16 protein-coding genes are annotated in these 16,769 nt (G+C 41.9%); 9 read left to right on the forward strand and 7 right to left on the reverse strand.

Features of this window, described 5'->3' with window-relative positions:
• The first annotated feature begins 249 nt into the window (after window positions 1-249).
• The 3 genes from QR40_RS04025 to QR40_RS04035 all read left to right on the forward strand — a co-directional run bounded on the left by QR40_RS04025 (window position 250) and on the right by QR40_RS04035 (window position 3,898).
• A complete protein-coding gene (locus QR40_RS04025) occupies window positions 250-963 on the forward strand; it encodes an IMP cyclohydrolase (protein WP_044293572.1) in 714 nt (237 codons plus the stop codon).
• A 168-nt stretch (window positions 964-1,131) separates the two neighbouring features.
• Complete coding sequence (locus tag QR40_RS29475; protein WP_052430690.1) at window positions 1,132-2,184, forward strand: AraC family transcriptional regulator; 1,053 nt, start codon at window positions 1,132-1,134, stop codon at window positions 2,182-2,184.
• 160 nt (window positions 2,185-2,344) lie between these two features.
• Window positions 2,345-3,898 (forward strand): alpha-L-rhamnosidase-related protein, encoded by a 1,554-nt coding sequence (locus tag QR40_RS04035; protein WP_044293573.1) that lies wholly within the window; start codon window positions 2,345-2,347, stop codon window positions 3,896-3,898.
• Between the two features lie 89 nt (window positions 3,899-3,987).
• Here the strand turns inward: QR40_RS04035 and QR40_RS04040 are convergent, their stop codons facing one another.
• From QR40_RS04040 to QR40_RS04065, 6 genes are all read right to left on the reverse strand, one after another.
• Window positions 3,988-4,830, reverse strand: a complete 843-nt coding sequence (locus tag QR40_RS04040) for an energy-coupling factor ABC transporter ATP-binding protein (RefSeq protein ID WP_044293574.1) — start codon at window positions 4,828-4,830, stop codon at window positions 3,988-3,990.
• A complete protein-coding gene (locus QR40_RS04045) occupies window positions 4,827-5,687 on the reverse strand; it encodes an energy-coupling factor ABC transporter ATP-binding protein (protein WP_044293575.1) in 861 nt (286 codons plus the stop codon). Before QR40_RS04045 ends, QR40_RS04040 begins: the two co-directional genes overlap by 4 nt.
• Window positions 5,675-6,481: an energy-coupling factor transporter transmembrane component T gene (locus QR40_RS04050; RefSeq protein WP_052430691.1), complete on the reverse strand. Its 807-nt coding sequence runs from the start codon at window positions 6,479-6,481 to the stop codon at window positions 5,675-5,677. The genes QR40_RS04045 and QR40_RS04050 overlap by 13 nt, the downstream gene beginning before the upstream one ends.
• Before the next feature lie 151 nt (window positions 6,482-6,632).
• Complete coding sequence (locus QR40_RS04055; protein WP_027295860.1) at window positions 6,633-7,235, reverse strand: ECF transporter S component; 603 nt, start codon at window positions 7,233-7,235, stop codon at window positions 6,633-6,635.
• Window positions 7,236-7,348: 113 nt separating this feature from the next.
• A complete protein-coding gene (locus QR40_RS04060; protein ID WP_027295861.1) occupies window positions 7,349-8,296 on the reverse strand; it encodes a nucleoside hydrolase in 948 nt (315 codons plus the stop codon).
• A gap of 76 nt (window positions 8,297-8,372) precedes the next feature.
• Window positions 8,373-9,554 (reverse strand): MFS transporter, encoded by a 1,182-nt coding sequence (locus QR40_RS04065; RefSeq protein WP_044293577.1) that lies wholly within the window; start codon window positions 9,552-9,554, stop codon window positions 8,373-8,375.
• Window positions 9,555-9,721: 167 nt separating this feature from the next.
• Here QR40_RS04065 and QR40_RS04070 point away from each other — a divergent pair, with 167 nt between their 5' ends.
• Window positions 9,722-10,417, forward strand: a complete 696-nt coding sequence (locus QR40_RS04070; RefSeq protein WP_044293578.1) for a Crp/Fnr family transcriptional regulator — start codon at window positions 9,722-9,724, stop codon at window positions 10,415-10,417.
• An 81-nt stretch (window positions 10,418-10,498) separates the two neighbouring features.
• Window positions 10,499-10,627 carry a hypothetical protein gene (locus tag QR40_RS32435; RefSeq protein ID WP_255348116.1) on the forward strand — a complete coding sequence of 43 codons (129 nt, stop codon included), beginning with the start codon at window positions 10,499-10,501 and terminating at the stop codon, window positions 10,625-10,627.
• 57 nt (window positions 10,628-10,684) lie between these two features.
• On the opposite strand, the gene QR40_RS04075 is transcribed toward QR40_RS32435, so the two are convergent.
• Window positions 10,685-11,332 (reverse strand): TetR/AcrR family transcriptional regulator, encoded by a 648-nt coding sequence (locus QR40_RS04075; protein ID WP_044293579.1) that lies wholly within the window; start codon window positions 11,330-11,332, stop codon window positions 10,685-10,687.
• Between the two features lie 204 nt (window positions 11,333-11,536).
• On the opposite strand from QR40_RS04075, the gene QR40_RS04080 reads away from it, so the two are divergent.
• The 4 genes from QR40_RS04080 to QR40_RS04095 all read left to right on the forward strand — a co-directional run bounded on the left by QR40_RS04080 (window position 11,537) and on the right by QR40_RS04095 (window position 16,737).
• Entirely contained in the window at window positions 11,537-12,919 is a 1,383-nt protein-coding gene (locus QR40_RS04080; RefSeq protein WP_044293580.1) for an MFS transporter, read from the forward strand.
• A gap of 110 nt (window positions 12,920-13,029) precedes the next feature.
• On the forward strand, window positions 13,030-14,394 hold the full coding sequence (locus QR40_RS04085; RefSeq protein WP_044293582.1) for a uroporphyrinogen decarboxylase/cobalamine-independent methonine synthase family protein: 1,365 nt from the start codon (window positions 13,030-13,032) through the stop codon (window positions 14,392-14,394).
• Between the two features lie 117 nt (window positions 14,395-14,511).
• Window positions 14,512-15,150: a cobalamin B12-binding domain-containing protein gene (locus tag QR40_RS04090; protein WP_044293583.1), complete on the forward strand. Its 639-nt coding sequence runs from the start codon at window positions 14,512-14,514 to the stop codon at window positions 15,148-15,150.
• Window positions 15,151-15,423: 273 nt separating this feature from the next.
• A complete protein-coding gene (locus QR40_RS04095) occupies window positions 15,424-16,737 on the forward strand; it encodes a replication-associated recombination protein A (RefSeq protein ID WP_044293585.1) in 1,314 nt (437 codons plus the stop codon).
• The last annotated feature ends 32 nt before the right edge of the window (window positions 16,738-16,769 follow it).

The following is a 16,769-nucleotide window of genomic DNA, read 5'->3' on the forward strand; positions in this document are numbered from 1 at the left end:
TTTATTATATGCTTTCAGGAAGAAAGTGTCAAGATAATAAAATATAATATAAACGATCTAAGCCTGATTCAAAAATCCATTCATCAATTGGTACATCCTCTTTGCGGCAGGAATGTAAAAATAAAACACCCCTGGAATCACATGAAATTTTAAAAATATGTATCGACAGAACGGCAAAATAGTATATAATGAAATCAGTGGTAAAAATAACATATAAAACAAAACATGCAGAGCAAAGGAGAAAAGATAATGAAGATGATTTCAATTGAACAGGATTTGCAGCAGAACACATATCCGGGAAGAGGAATTGTAATCGGCAGATCAGCAGATGGAACCAAAGCAGTGACAGCTTACTTTATCATGGGCAGAAGCGAAAACAGCAGAAACCGTATATTTGTAGAAGATGGTGAAGGAATCCGTACACAGGCATTTGACCCATCCAAGCTCACCGATCCAAGCCTGATTATCTATGCACCGGTTCGTGTACTGGGCAATAAAACCATCGTGACCAATGGGGATCAGACGGATACCATCTATGAGGGAATGGACAGACAGATGACTTTTGAGCAGTCTCTTCGCAGCAGAGAGTTTGAGCCGGATGCGCCTAATTACACACCTCGTATTTCCGGAATCATGCATTTAGAGAACGGAAAATATAACTATGCGATGTCAATTTTGAAAAGTGACAATGGAAATCCGGAATCCTGTAACCGTTATACCTTTGCATATGAAAACTGTGTAGCAGGAGAAGGACATTTTATCCACACCTACCAGTGTGATGGCGATCCACTTCCAAGCTTCGAAGGAGAGCCCAAATTAGTGGCAATCCCGGATGAGATTGATGCATTTACCAATACATTATGGACAAGCCTGAATGAGGATAATAAGGTTTCTCTGTTTGTACGTTTTATAGATATAGCAGACGGTACTTATGAGACAAGGATTGTAAATAAGAATAAATAAGAATTTCAGAGCAGTGGAAAAGGAGCGGATTCCCGAAAATATCGGGAACCGCTTTTTTTAATTGACAGTAAATTTCCATAAGCCGGTTTGATTTGCAAATACCACAGGTTTATCATATAATCGGGTTAGCCCCTAGACATTTGTAAACAGAGAGGATCTATAAGATATATGAAGATCTGTAAGGAACATTTCAAGGAATTTATAAAAGCATATCATGAGGATGAGGTATTCTATAAAAATCTGTACGAAGAAGAACATTTGCGGCCGGATGGATTTGAAGATTTTGTAGCCAGGATAAACCGGGAGTATATCAGGGAACATGAACTGTATGTTCCGGCTATACATGGAAAATGGCTGAACTATTTAAATGAAAATGAACTTTTTGGAACTTCATCGGACCATATTGTAATCCAGAAACACTACCGGTATTCCCCGGAGTACATTCATGAGCATGAATTTTATGAGATATTCTATGTATACGAGGGAACCTGTGAAAATACGATACAAAATGTGAAATATGCATGCAGTGAGGGGGATGTCTGCATCCTGCCCCCCAAAACAAAACACAGCATCGCAGTATTCGATGACAGTATTGTTATTAATATTATGCTTAAGGCAAGTACTTTCCACGAAGTATTTTTTGATATTTTCACCGGAAAGAATGTGTTGTCTCAATTCTTTGCCCATATTCTTTATGATAAGACGGAGAATAATTATCTGTTGTTCCATACCGGTAAAGATGAGGGAATACGTTCTCTGGTGGAAGATTTATATATGGAATATGAAGAGCGGGTAAAGTATTTTGAAACAATTATGAAAAATCAAGTCATGACGTTTTTTTGCCTTTTGCTCCGGAACCATGAAAATCATATGGAAAGTTTTCTGAATACGAATCATAAGAATCTGGATATGCTGGAGGTACTGAATTATTTCCAGAATCACTATGCCGGGATAACGCTGAAATCAGCGGCGGAACATTTTAATTTCAGTGTCCCCCATTTCAGTAAATTGATTAAGGAGAATACGGGGCAGAACTTTGTAGAGATCTTAAAAAATATCCGACTGGAGAAGGCATGCTATGCTCTGGAACATACACACCTGAGTATTATGACTATTTGTGAAATGATCGGTTATCCAAATCCGGAGCACTTTTCCAGGCTGTTTAAGAAGGAATTTGGAATGACTCCGGGAGAATTTAGAAGAAGAAAAATCATATCTTAAAAAATATCAAGTCAAGACCATAAATTAGACCATTGGAAGTTTGAGGCTGTGGTGTTAAAATCAGATATAATATAAAGAAACCCACAGCAGACGAAAGTTTCAGATTATGGGTGCTCCGGAATGAATCGGGAAGCACCGCAGATTACAGGAGGTCATAAAGATGGCGGCAGTAAGCATAGACTTAGAAATGAAGCGTAAAGTAAATCAGAAATTTGTGGACAAGGCGATGAAATACAGTCCTGAATTAATTGAAAAAATCATAAAACCAGTAGATATTGTAACGGTTAAAGAAAATGGACAGACAGAACACCGGGCAGATGTGAGTGAAATGGGAAACATTGCTCTTAAAAAAGGAGACTCTATTGTACTTGATTTCGGGGATCATCAGGTAGGCTACTTTACCATGAGATTAAAAAGTGTAGGCAGCCCGCAGGATGCGCCGGCTTATCTCAGACTGAAATTCGGAGAAATAGCAAAGGAACTGACAGAAGATTCCTCAGAATATGACGGATGGATCAGCAGAAGCTGGATACAGGAAGAATTTCTGCATTTAGATGTACTGCCCCAGGAAATTACACTGCCTCGTCGTTATGCTTTTCGCTACTTAGAAATCTATGCTATAGATACTTCTATGAAGTTCCAGGTGGTAATTGAGGATGCATCCTGCAGAGCCGTTGCTTCTGTAGATATGGATGCCTTGCCGAAACTGCCAGGTGTCAGTGACCAGATCAGCCGGATGGATCAGGTGAGCCTGCGTACCCTGCAAAACTGTATGCAGGATGTATTTGAAGACGGTCCCAAGAGGGATAGAAGACTGTGGATTGGAGATTTAAGGCTTCAGGCATTGGCTAATTATGCAACTTTCAAAAACTTAGTTCTTGTAAAGCGCTGTATGTATTTGTTCGCCGGCCTTACCAGAGAAGATGGGGCGATCGGGGCCTGCCTGTTTACAGAACCGGAATATCTTGTTGATGATACATTTTTATTTGATTATTCGCTGTTCTTTGTTTCTATCTTAAAGGACTATTATCATGCTTCCGGTGAGCTTGCGGTTGTGGAGGAACTTTGGGACAGTGCATACCGCCAGATTGAGCTATCCAGAAAACGCCTGGATGAAAATTATGTGATACAGGACGATGAAGGATTCTGGTGTTTTGTAGACTGGACAGATGGACTGAATAAACAGGCAAGTGCACAGGCAATTTACATCTATACGTTAAATGCGGCAATTGAACTAACTGAAATTCTGGGAAAAGACCAGATGAAAATGGAACTGGAACAGGAAAGAAACCGCTGTATCGAAGGCGCGAAAAAATGTCTTTGGGATGAAGAGTCCCAGGTGTTTATAAGCGGAAAAGACAGACAGATTTCATATGCCAGCCAGGTGTGGATGATTCTGGCAGGGGTTCTTCCTATGGATGAAAGCCGTGCACTGATCAATCGGATTATCAGAATGCATCCGGAAAAAGGAATGGTAACACCATATATGAACCATCATTTCGTAGAAGCACTTCTGCTCTGCGGTGAAAAAGATAAGGCAATGGATTACATGACTTACTATTGGGGCGGAATGGTGAACCAGGGAGCAGATACTTTCTGGGAAATGTATAATCCGGAAAATCCGGAGGAATCACCATATGGATCTTCCATGGTGAACAGTTACTGCCATGCATGGAGCTGTACGCCGGCTTACATTCTAAGAGAGCTTCTTTAGAAAAAGCAGCATTACAAAACCCCGTAGGAATTTGTATCTTACGGGGTTTTTGTATAGCCTGCGACTTTTTAGCGCTGCGTTTTAAATAGTTATGTGGATATTGTAAATTTGGATTCTTGCTGCAAATTCTGCCAGTGCTTTAGAATCAGCTCCGCGGCATCTCTGGTGTGTATAGGGCCTGGGAAACCCAGTTGTGTGCAAATTCTGCTGACAGAAGGCGGCTTTAGGTTTGCTGCTTTCATTACTTCCATATCCCGGAATATTTCTTCAGGAGAACCGGTACGGATAATTTTGTTGTTAGCCATGACAATTATTTTTTTACAGTTTTCTGCCACAAATTCCATGTCGTGGGTGATTGTAATCACTGTCTTTCCTTTACTGTGCAGATACCGCAGAATTTCTGTAAGCTTACGGTTTCCTTCCATGTCCTGCCCGGCTGTCGGCTCGTCTAAGATATATATGTCAGGCTCCATTGCTAAGACTGCCGCTATCGTCACAAATTTTCTCAGAGACAGCGGGAGATTATAAGGGTTTTCTTCTCTGTATTCTTCCAGTTTGGTGTGTTTCAATGCCTCTTGTGTGCGTCTTATGATATCTTCCTTTTTTAATTTCATTCTTTTGGGAGCAAAAGCTACTTCTTTTTCCACGGTTGCATGAAAAATCTGTTCGTCAGGATTTTGAAATACATAGCCAGCTAATTTGGAAATTTGAGCCGTAGTGTAGTCTTTGGTATTCTGATCGCCTATAAATACATCGCCCTGCTGCGGTTTGAGCAGCCCGTTCAGCATTTTTGCAAGTGTAGTTTTACCGGCACCATTCTTACCAATGACGGCTGCGTTTTCCCCGCTTTTTATGTGGAGACTGATATCATCTGCTGCCAGACTGCCATTGGGATAAGTATAGTTCACTTTATTTAGAATAATTTCGCTCATATGCCGCCCCTCTCCCGAAATGTCCTCTGTATCAGATTTACTGCCTGTTCCTCTGTTACCGGAATCCGGTCAAGAGGAAAACCCATCTCTTTTAAAAGGTTTCCAAGTCTCGCAGCCTGAGGCAGCAAAACACCCGACTTAAGAAGTGACATGTCAGACAGAAGCTTTGCTGTCTCTCCGGATGCAGCCAGGCGCCCCTTCTGAAATACAAGTACCTCGTCTGCATATTCTGCGACGAGATCCATCTTATGTTCAACTAGTATGACCGTTTTCTTTTTTTGCTTTAAGGCATGAATAATTGCAAATACGCTTTCTGTTGCTTCCGGATCAAGCTGGCTTGTGGGTTCATCTGCTATCAGAATATCAGGGTCCAGTACGAGTACGGAGGCAAGTGCCACTCGCTGGATTTGTCCTCCGGAAAGTTCAAGCGGATTTTTTTCTGCCAGCTCTTCAATTTCTGTCAGCTTCATTGCATCCACTATTCTCTGTTCCATTTCATCAGGCCTAATGCCGAAATTTTCAAGTCCATATCCAACTTCTTCGAATACCGTGCTTTTCACTCCGCTTAACTGATTAAACGGATTCTGGAATACATAGCCGATCTTAGACGCAAGATCACCGCCATATTCTGCGATATCTTTGCCTTCAACCAGTACTTTTCCGGCAAGCTCCCCCTGATAAAAACCGGGAGCAAAACCACGAACAAGAGCACAGAACGTCGTTTTGCCGGAACCGTTTTCCCCAATCACACCATATACTTTTCCCCGCTCTATCCTGAGATTAAGTCCGCTGACAGCGGGTGTCTTGGTCAGGGGGTAATAATAAGTTACACCCCTTAATTCTATTATAGTATCCATAAACAAATCCTCCCCGCCAGTATGCTGCATGTTATAACGGCGGCTATAATCTCAGCAATCTTCTCATATCCGCTTCTTTGTACCTGAAACAAATGGGTTCTTTTGCCAGGCATAGAAAATCCCCTGGCTTCCAGTGTCAGTACCCGTTCCTCGGTTCCAATTACCGAGTTCAGGATTAAAGGGATCAGCACCGGAACAAATGCTTTTGCACGGATTAAGATATTCCCTTCCGTCTCCACACCTCTTGCTTTCTGCGCATTCATAATTATTTTACTGTTTTTTTCCAATACTTCTATCATCTGCAGTGTGGAGGTAAATACAAAGACTGCTTTATAGTTCATGCCAGAATCCTCAAGCACGCTTGCGATCTCTCTGTTCTCTGTGGTCTGAAAGATCCATACAAAAATACCGGCAATATTAAGTATCATAAAAGATAAGGATATGCCTGTCTGAAGTCCTGTTTCATATATTGTAAGCAAGCCCAGCCGGCAGACCAGTTCGCCCCCGGGGACAAAGAAGGTTTGTACTAATAAGATAAATAATGCAATAAATGTAATTGTTTTCAATGCCTTCCAGCTTTCTTTCATTACCCCGCTTAACTTACATAAGATTAATACAGTCAGAAATTCCGGCAGCAGCAAAAGAGGCAGCAGGACGTCTGTGAATTTTAAAGTACTGATGATATATGTGCAGACGATATACAGTACGGCAATTCGCAGCTTGGAAGCCGGATATAATGCTGCAAGCTTATTAGATTTGTAAATCTGTATTCTTTCTGTGTATGTTTTTTCCATAATAGACCATCCTTCTCTTTGCAGGCATATGATCCTTTCAATGATCATGCGCTTGTATTATATAATTTAATACGCTGTTGATACAGAGGAATATTTTAGCAGATACTGACCCATAATCCGGTCAGGGTACAGCAGTACTATATGGATTCTGTTACGTTTCTTTGATGTAGTATTGTCCGCAGAGGAACTTGATGAGAGTCCTTTTTGGTATCACTCTTAAGACAAGCCAGCAGATGATAAAGGAGATGATCCGGTCCAACACGGTAAAAATGCCTTCTGTTCCGAAAAATGCAGTCCAGATATTTGCCCCGGCTGCCATTGCTACAGCCGTGATAATGGATGTACCGCCCCCTGTAATTCCTCCATATAGAAGAACTACCACCGGAGCGGCTGCCAGAATGGATACGGCTGACAAAATAAGAATGGAAATAATCCATTTCCACCACACGGTGAACATTCTTTTTTTAGCTAAAAAGCCAGCCGTGATACCAATTATGACACCCACAGGGAGAAAGGGAAAATTAGAAGGATTGGCAATCCCGGCAACAATGTTGGACAGCATTCCGGTGACAGCCGATACCCAGGGGCCGCAGAGCATAGCGATGAAAAAGGTTCCGATTGCATCCAGATATACAGGGAGCTTTAAGATCGCTGCAAGCTGTCCACCCACAAAGTTTACTGCGACACATACCGGTATCATTAACTGCGCCAGTATGGTAAAATCATCTTTGATAGAACTGGTTTTCCTGCTCATCCTTATCCTCCTCCTTATGGGTTTATTGGGGTTTCCCCTTGTGTTTACATTGTTTTACAGCTTTTCCCTGGCCCCGTAAGATGTGTATTTTGTGATTCTCTTTGAGGGGATGCTTATTCTACTTTTAATGTCTTGTAAATGTAGTTTTTATACTTATCCGCATACAGCTTGCTGCAGATGTATACATTTGGTTCTTTTCCTGAGAAATAATTTACATCAACCAGAACAGTACCGTAGCTTGGTCCGTTGGATGTATCTACCTCACAGAAGTATTTATCGCATTTCTCAATACACTCCGGGTAGAGCGCAGCTGCCATTGCGGAAGGATCAGCCATATCCAGATAGGCATCTCCAAATCGTTCAATGTTCATCTCCATCAGATTTTTGTTGCAGTCAATTGCAAATTTCCCCAGTTTGCTTCCATTTCTGATTTTTTCGATCTCCCGGGGGTTCAGCATACAATCGCCAAGGCATGCATCCCAGCCAACATATATGATTTCTTTAAGCCCGGATTCCGTAACAATTTTTGCGGCTTCTGCATCCTGCCAGATATTAAATTCTGCCGTTGGCGTCACATTACCTGCGCCGAGTCCTGCCGTTCCCATAATGACGATGCGGCCTGCCTTCTGCATTGCCTCATAATCCAGACGGATCGCAATTGCGAGATTGGTCAGTGGTCCCAGCGCTATAATATCAATTTCCCCAGGTTCGCTGTCTCTTAAACACGCAAGCATCTCTAATATTCCGTTTCCATCCTGAACTTTTAATCTCTCGGGTACAAGTCCAATGTCCCCCATACCGTCGTTTCCATGTGTTTCGTGTGCGTATACCAGCTCTTTTAAGAGCATTTTATCTGCGCCCTGATATACCGGCGGCTCATAGGTTTCTGCATATTCAATAGTAGTCAGTGTATTTATCGTAGCCTGAACAGCATTTACATTTCCGGAAACGGTTGAAATCATTACAATTTCGTATGCAGGATCGTTGAGTGCCATGGCAATCGCCATTGCATCGTCTGATCCGCAATCTGTGTCAATGATTATTTTTTTCTTCTGGTCCATAATGATAATCTCCTTATATTTTCTGATATTTTAAATAGTGCCTGATACTTATGTGTAGTATCTGATATACATAAATCTATTGTACAGTTACTTTTTCTTTATCCTCTGATGTAATCAGCTTTAAAACTGCTGCAGATGCAATGCAGACTGCCAGCATAATTAACGTAAATTTAAATGAGAATCCGATTCCCAGTCTGGATATAACCATTCCTGTAATCAACGGTGTCAGAAAATCAGCGATGCCGCTTGCGGTTGCCACCAAAGAGCTTGCTACGCTTACCCGTTTGGAATTAATGCGCGTTGCTATGGCTACGATGACACTGAAAAGGACGCCCAGGAACAAGCCCGTTATAAATAATCCGATAAAATAAAACTGTGTAGTATTTACGATCATGGAGACTGCAATTGTTGCAAATGCTCCGATACAGTTTATTAACAGGACGGTCTGGCTTTTGATGTATTTCAGTACCCATACAAATACAAACCCTCCGATGACACATCCCACATTATACACAGTGAGCATAAATGCCCCGGAAGCTTCTGAGCTTCCCATACTCTGTGCAAAGCTGGATATATACAGTCCCAGAGTACTGGAAACTGCACTAAATGCAGCAACTACGGTAAAGATACCGGCATATGCAGTCCAGGTCTTTTTTACATAGAGAGGTTCGATGTGTTCTTCTGCACCTTCCCCCTGCACAGTTTCTTCAATTTTGGCAAAGGGAATGCATGCCAGCATAATGACAGCTACTCCTGTCAGTACAAAATAGCACCAGTAGAAGGGCAGTTTCCCTGTCAAAAGCACTCCGATTAAAAATGGTGTCACAAAGGTTCCAAGGCCAAACAGCCCTTGTCCTCCGCTCAGGGAGCTTGCATAATTTTTCTTAAATACAACACTTAATAATACGGGGCATACTGCGTCCTGGGTTCCCATGCCGACTCCGCCCAGGAATGCAAATACCATACCTGCATAAAAATTAACGATTAACGGGATTCCCAGCAGGAAGCTCGCTGTCAGGATAATGCCTGCGGCCAGTACCTTTACCGGTCCCAGCTTCTCTGTCATTCTACCTGTAATATATACAGTTAAAACTCTTCCCAGTGCATAAGCCGACCCCAGCAAAACGACCTTTTCTAATGTCATCCCATACATTTCAACCAGCTGGGGAAGACTGCTGCCCACCAGTACACAAGTTGCGCCTGTGAGAAAATACATGGCAAATGCCAAAAAACCAATCACCTTATATCTCGTTTTCATCTCGCTGCTCCTATTCTTTTTTTATTTTAGTTAAAGATATCCGGATATATTTTGTGGAATTACCACAAAACTTTTTCTAACTTGACATTAATTTACCACAGCTTTACAATAATAAAAATGACAAGTGTCAGTTTTTTTGAGATTTTGACGAAAGGAGTAATAAAAACATGATTTATAATTCAGAACGGATACTGGAAATTATTCTGGAAAAAAAATATAACCAACAGAACCCGCTTATCTCGCTGTCTGGAATGGCATCCAAAGAAGATCTCCTGATTTTTGAAAAAAATGAAGCTATACTGAGCCAGAAAGATCCCCTGGATTACTTTTATTTCCTGATCAGCGGCAGGGCGTCTGTCTGGAATCAGATCTCATGGAATGAAAATAACGTCATAGAATATCTGAGGCCCCTTGATATTCTGGGACTTGTAGAGTATCTGAATAATATCAACTATTATACTGCTTATGTGCTGGCTGAGTGCAAATGTATTGTTTACCGTATTCCGGTAGAGCGGTTTATCCGTATTATCCAGAATAACAGCAGGCTGTGCTTTCAGACTCTGACTGTGATGGGAAATATTACGGCTGCCAATATGGCGTGTGCTGAAAAAGGAAATTTATTTAACTCAAAGGATATTCTGGGACATTACCTCTATTTACAGGCGTGCCACCAGATTCCATATACATGTACCCTTACAAGAGCGGTGCTGGCTGAAAGGCTTCATATGAACCTGAGAACGTTGTATCGGATGGTTGCTTCCTTAGAGGAAAATAACTATCTATGTATTAGAAAAGGTAAAATCAGGATTGAAAAAGAACATTTTCAGCTGCTGTCGGAGCGGTATGGGGATATTATTATATAAAATTGGGGGTTGTATTCCATCTACTGCCGGCACAGCCAGTGAGGGTATGGAGATACTATCATATAAAATTGGGGGAGGGGGTTGGAAAATAAGCTGGGTCTGGCTGTTACCAGAAGCTTTGAAGGTCAGGAGCATATTTGGAAAGAGCAGGAGGCGGCAATAACAGAAGATTGCCCGCTGCTCTTTTTAGGATGCAATGCTGTGATATAAAGCTGGTTTTCCAGCATGATGGGAGTCTCCGATATGGGAGCCAGTTTTAAGATACGCTCAGAACATATGTATATTCGAATAATCCAGTTGATCAAACAAAGTTCTGGTGGTCAAAATATTCTTTTCTATAATCAGCGGATCCAGCCCGGCTATCCGTACGGATATGGTAGAGATCAGCTCAACAATGCGCTCAAACCGGTCATCGGTTTCCTTAAATTCTGCCAGTTGGTCCAGCAGTACTTTGTGCGCGCCGTATTCTGCAATAGCACAGAGATAATAATCTTCCGGATTCATGACGGTATTTAAATGATGTAAGGCAGAAACCTGCAGGCTTCGTATACTGTCATGCAATTCTTTGGGAGCCAGATTCAGCCTGCTGACTTCATAGTAGAAAGCTTTTGCTTTTGCATCTTTAAAAATCTGAGTGAGTGCAATCTTCATTTGGAGAATATGAAATTGCAGCTCATTTTCAATGTGAGTCGGTATCAGAGCGTTTAGTAACCGGTCAATGGATGAAAAATATTCCAGATACAGCCTGGCTGCAAAGTCCGGTTTTTTATAATAATAATTTACAAGTCCATGAGGAACATCTGCTGCATCCACGATCATACTGATGGTGGTATTTTTATATCCGTTTTTATACATCAGTTCCTTTCCAATCTGGAAAATATGCTCCTGTGTTTGTATTCCTTTTGTATATTGCATAGAATCACCTGCCGCTTTTTTATCAGTTTATCATAAAAAACACTTGTAAGAATAGATAAAAATTTACAAAAATTTTTAAATACATTGTAAGATATAGACAAAAAATGGAATGGATGTTATAATGAAAATTGTATAGAAGCAGAAAAATACAAAAATTAAATGCGGGTGTTTAGCGGAAACAAAAAAAGGGATGGAGGTATTGCAATGAATGAGCAGGGAAAAAAGCTTGGAACGTATTTAAAAGTCTCCTATGGTCTGGCTGATTATGGTTTTATGTTTATGGTTACAATGTCAAATACTTTTTTACTAATGTTCTATACGGATTATGCAGGTATCACTGCGGCAGCAGCAGGTACCCTGATGATGGTTGGCAGGATTATAGACAGTATCAGTCCGCCGATTATCGGTGCGGCAATCGAAAAGAGTAATCTGCGCTGGGGCAAGTACAGATCATGGGTTCTGATAGGCGCTCCATTGATTTTGCTGCTCAATGGGATTATGTTCACAAACAATTCTATGGATATGATTCCTAAAGCAATTACAGCGTGCATTATATATGCGGCATTTTGTATCGCTACGAATATTGCTTATACAGGCTATACCTCATTAAGCTCTTCTCTTACGGATGACCCGAAGGAACGTGTACATTTGTCCACTTTCCGTGGACAGGGTGGTGCCATTGGTAAAATCTTTGCGGGATTTTTCATTCTGCCACTTATTGTATTTTTCGGTCATGGAGAAGAAAATGTAGCTGGATTCACCTGGACAGCATTTCTGGTTGGACTGATCTGCTTCTTATGTTATATGAATCTGATCTATGCCTCAAAGGGAAAAGATATTCAGAATGAGCCGGTAAAAGTGAATGCGGGAGCCCAGGAGAAACTGAAAGTAGGGCAGATGGTAAGCCTTGTATTCCATGACCGGAATCTGCTGTTGTTGTTCTTTGCAGATATTACGAGAATTCTAAGTCTGCTGATGACCTACGCGATGTTCCCTTATTTCTTCCAATACGTAGCAAAAAATAAGGATGCAACTTCTACATTTTTTGGTATTGTAAACATATTGGCATTAGTAGGGGCTACCAGCGTTCCGCTTATAACCAAGTTTTTATCCAAGAAAAAGGCTTATATGGTGGGCAATATGATTTTATCCGTCTGTATGCTGATTTCAATCGTTTTTAGCAGCAATATTACATTCATTATTATTATGATTTCAGTCGGTTATCTGGGATATTCCTGGCCGAATGTTGTAAATATCAATATGTATGCGGATACCGTTGATTATTGTGAGTGGAAAACCGGGAGAAATGCCCGTGGTGTATATTTTTCCCTGTTCCAGCTGTCTATTAAGATTGCAGCAGTTTTCAGTACGGCAATCGCAGGCTTCGGTCTGTCCATCGTTGGGTATGTAGGCGGAACAGAACCAAGCACTCAGGTAGTAACGGGTATTCGGTTTATGGCAATGGGAATGCCGGCAGCATTTTTGATTATCAGTACGGTGCTGATGTTCTTCTATGGACTTACCCCGGCGAAGATGGATAAGGTAAGGGAAGAGTTAAATGCAAAAAGAGCAAAAGCTGCAAAATAGAGGTAGAGATGGATGGCTGGGAGATCATTTGTAAATAGCGGAGGAAAGGAGGCAGTTTGAACAGCCGTTTTTAAAATAAACTATTAACAGGTAATGACAGGAGGTTCTATATGAATAATACGGAGGAATTAAGAGCGGAACGGAATCAGATATTTCATGATGTATTTGATAATAAAATTCCAAAAAGAGTACCAATTAAAGTAAATCTGGGCCTGGAAGTAATAGCGGGTTACGCAGGCATAGACGGAAAAGAGGCAATCTGGCATCCGGAATTATTAGAGAAGGCAGCAGACGAATTATGCCGTCTGGTTCCATCGGATGTCTGCATGTATGGCGGAACAATCCGTATGCCGATCGCTTATCAGGCATTGGATTCCAATAATTTTAAGATGAATAAGGCTGGTCTTATGCAGCACCCCAATACGGTTGGGCTTTTGCCGGAAGAGTATGATGAATTTATCAAAAACCCATATGACTGTATCATTGAAAAGGTATTGCCCAGAAATTACAACGGGCTTGATTTCATAAAGGACCCGGGGCGGTCAATGATGGCGCTCTATCAGGGTCTGGCATCAAAGGACCGGTTTATGATGCAGAATGGTGCTATGATGGGGAAACTGATTCAAAAATACGGATTATATGGTATGAGTCCGGTATTTACTTCAATGTGTTATGCGCCTCTGGATATATTGACTGACAATATGAGAAGCTTGAGTGCGATGTGTATGGATATCCGAAGAAGGCCGGATAAAGTTCTGGATGCAGTGAATGCAGTATATACGCTGAACTACAAGGCAGGTCTTCCGAAACAGATTTCCAATTACGGGCATGTATTCTTCCCGCTTCATCTGGCTACTTATATGAAGGAAAAAGATTTTGTGAAATTATGGTGGGAGCCATTCTTACGCCAGGCAAATGATTATGCATCTCTGGGACTCCATATCAATGCATTTTGTGAGCATGACTGGATGCGTTATCTGGATTATCTGTATGAACTGCCTACGGATACTTATCTCTCCTTTGAAATGGGAGATGCAAAGCTTGTGAAAGAAAAGATTGGCAATAAACATATCATTTCCGGTCTGTTCCCGTTATCGCTGCTTCGGACGGGTACCAAACAGGAATGTATTGACTATGTAAAAGAATTCCTGGATATCATGATGCCGGGCGGCAAATTCATTTTTGGATTTGATAAGGGAGCACTTACCTTTAATGATATCAATCTGGAAAATCTGATTGCAGTTTGTGAAACGGTAAGGGAATACGGAGTATATCAGAATCCAGGCGGTCAGGCTGGTCTCCAGTTTAATAAGGAAGACTATGTACATTCTGAGCTTGCTCCGTTTGAGAGTAAATATTACCGCAGCTGGGAGAAGTATCTGGAGATGAATCCATATACGCCAGAGAGTGCTAAGGATATTGTGATGGATCTGGAGGATGAGATACTGCGTTATGTCTATCTGTTATGCGAGTAAATCAGAAGACAACAGTAAATGGATTGAGAAAGTAGAATATACCATATAACAAAATGAATCGTATTGAGAAGATATAGTAAAACTGCGGAAAAACAAAGCGGGAACAGGAGGTATGTTATGTTTGATTATGATAGTTTAAAAAATGCAATGGCTGATTTAGAGGAGGATCTTGTACTGGAAATATTAGAACAGGTCATGGCAGATGGCGGTGAAGAAGCCCCGGAAGCAATGAAGGCTTGCCAGGAAGGAATGAATGTGGTTGGAGAGCGGTTCGAATCCAATGAGTATTTTGTATCCGACCTTATCTTTTCCGGTGAACTGATGACAGAAGCAATGGATATTATCAAGCCTGCATTAGCAGCAGCTTCTACTGAAAAAGCCGGCAAAATGATTTTATGTACTGTGGAAGGGGACCTGCATGATATTGGGAAAAATATTGTTAAGGCCATGCTGGAAGCCGGCGGTTTTGAGGTAGTAGATCTGGGAATTGATGTAGGGGCAGATGAAATTATCCGCAGAATGAAAGAGGATAATATCCAGATTATTGGATTGAGCGGAGTACTGACACTGGCAATTGATTCTATGAAAGCAGTTGTTGATGCATTGGAAAAAGAAGGTCTGAGGGATCAGGCAAAAGTAATTATCGGCGGGGCTCCGGTAACAGGAAAAGTATGTGACATTGTAGGGGCGGATGCCTGGGCGATAAATCCGGCAGATACAGTGAAGACATGTACGGAGTGGGCTAAGAGTGCATAATTTTAAAGTTTAATAAGAATCAGATAAGATCAAATAAAAATCAGATAAGCATCAGATAAGCATCTCCCTGGTATGAAATATTACCGGGGAGATTAATTTTGCAACCTCCAAATTTTGCTCCCCCAATTCCAAGTTCTTATTGTCATAAATTCTGTGGGTAAACTGGAATTCTGCTGAAGTTAAGATTGACGAATGTATGTTCGGTGAATTATAATGAATGATAACAGACATCACAGGCAGGAACGTAAAATTCATCCAAAGGAGTAAAAGATCATGGAGCAAATGACACTTTTTGATGACAGAGAAAAATATAATCCTCTGGCAAGCCGTCTGCGGCCGGAAAAACTAGAAGAGTTCCAGGGCCAGCGGCATCTGCTGGGGGAAGGAAAAGTCCTGCGGAGGCTGATCGAACAGGACCAGGTATCTTCGATGATATTCTGGGGGCCTCCGGGGGTTGGGAAAACCACATTGGCACGTATTATTGCAGGACGGACAAAAGCAGATTTTATTAATTTCAGTGCTGTGACCAGTGGTATCAAGGAAATTAAAGAGGTAATGATTAAGGCTGAGGACAGCCGGAAGATGGGAATTCGTACGGTTTTGTTCGTGGATGAGATACACCGCTTTAACAAGGCTCAGCAGGATGCTTTTCTTCCATACGTTGAACAGGGCAGTATCACGCTGATCGGTGCAACGACAGAAAATCCGTCCTTTGAAGTTAATGCAGCGCTTCTGTCCCGATGCAAGGTATTTGTCTTAAAGGGGCTGGAAGAATCAGATCTGGTGCAGCTGCTGCATAATGCGCTGAGCAATCCCATGGGGTTTGGGAATCAGAAGGTCGCTATTGAAGAACATCATTTGCGGGCAATCGCAGGATTTGCCGACGGAGATGCCAGAACTGCCCTCAATACTTTGGAGATGGCGATTTTAAACGGTGAGATGAGTGCGGAGCAGGTCACTGTGACCGATCAGGTTATGGAGCAGTGTATCACGAAGAAATCACTCCTGTATGATAAGACGGGGGAGGAACACTATAATATTATTTCGGCGCTCCATAAATCCATGCGCAACAGTGATCCGGATGCAGCTATTTATTGGCTTATGAGAATGCTGGAAGGGGGCGAGAGCCCTCTGTATGTGGCGAGACGCCTGATCCGTTTTGCCAGTGAGGATATCGGCATGGCTGACAGTAATGCCCTGCAGGTGGCAGTGGCGGCATATCAGGCCTGCCATTTTAACGGAATGCCGGAGTGCGATGTCAACCTGTCCCATGCTGTCGTTTACCTTGCAATGGCTCCGAAATCGAACAAAATATATGCTGCGTGCAATGCTGTCAAAAGAGATATCCGTGAGCTTCCTGCCGAACCGGTACCGCTGCAGATCAGAAATGGCGTTACAGAGCTGATGAAAGATCTGAATTATGGGAAAGATTATGAGTATGCTCATGATACAGAGGAGAAACTGACAAGGATGCAGTGCCTGCCGGACAGTCTGAAGGATCGTACTTATTATGAGCCCACCGGGCAGGGAATGGAAAAAGAGATAAAAGAAAGGCTGGAGGAGATTAAGGCCTGGAAAAAAATGTAGGGTTATGGCAGGAATGTATGTTTTAGCGCTGT

Source organism: Robinsoniella peoriensis (assembly GCF_000797495.1).
Classification (GTDB): Bacteria; Bacillota; Clostridia; order Lachnospirales; family Lachnospiraceae; genus Robinsoniella; species Robinsoniella peoriensis.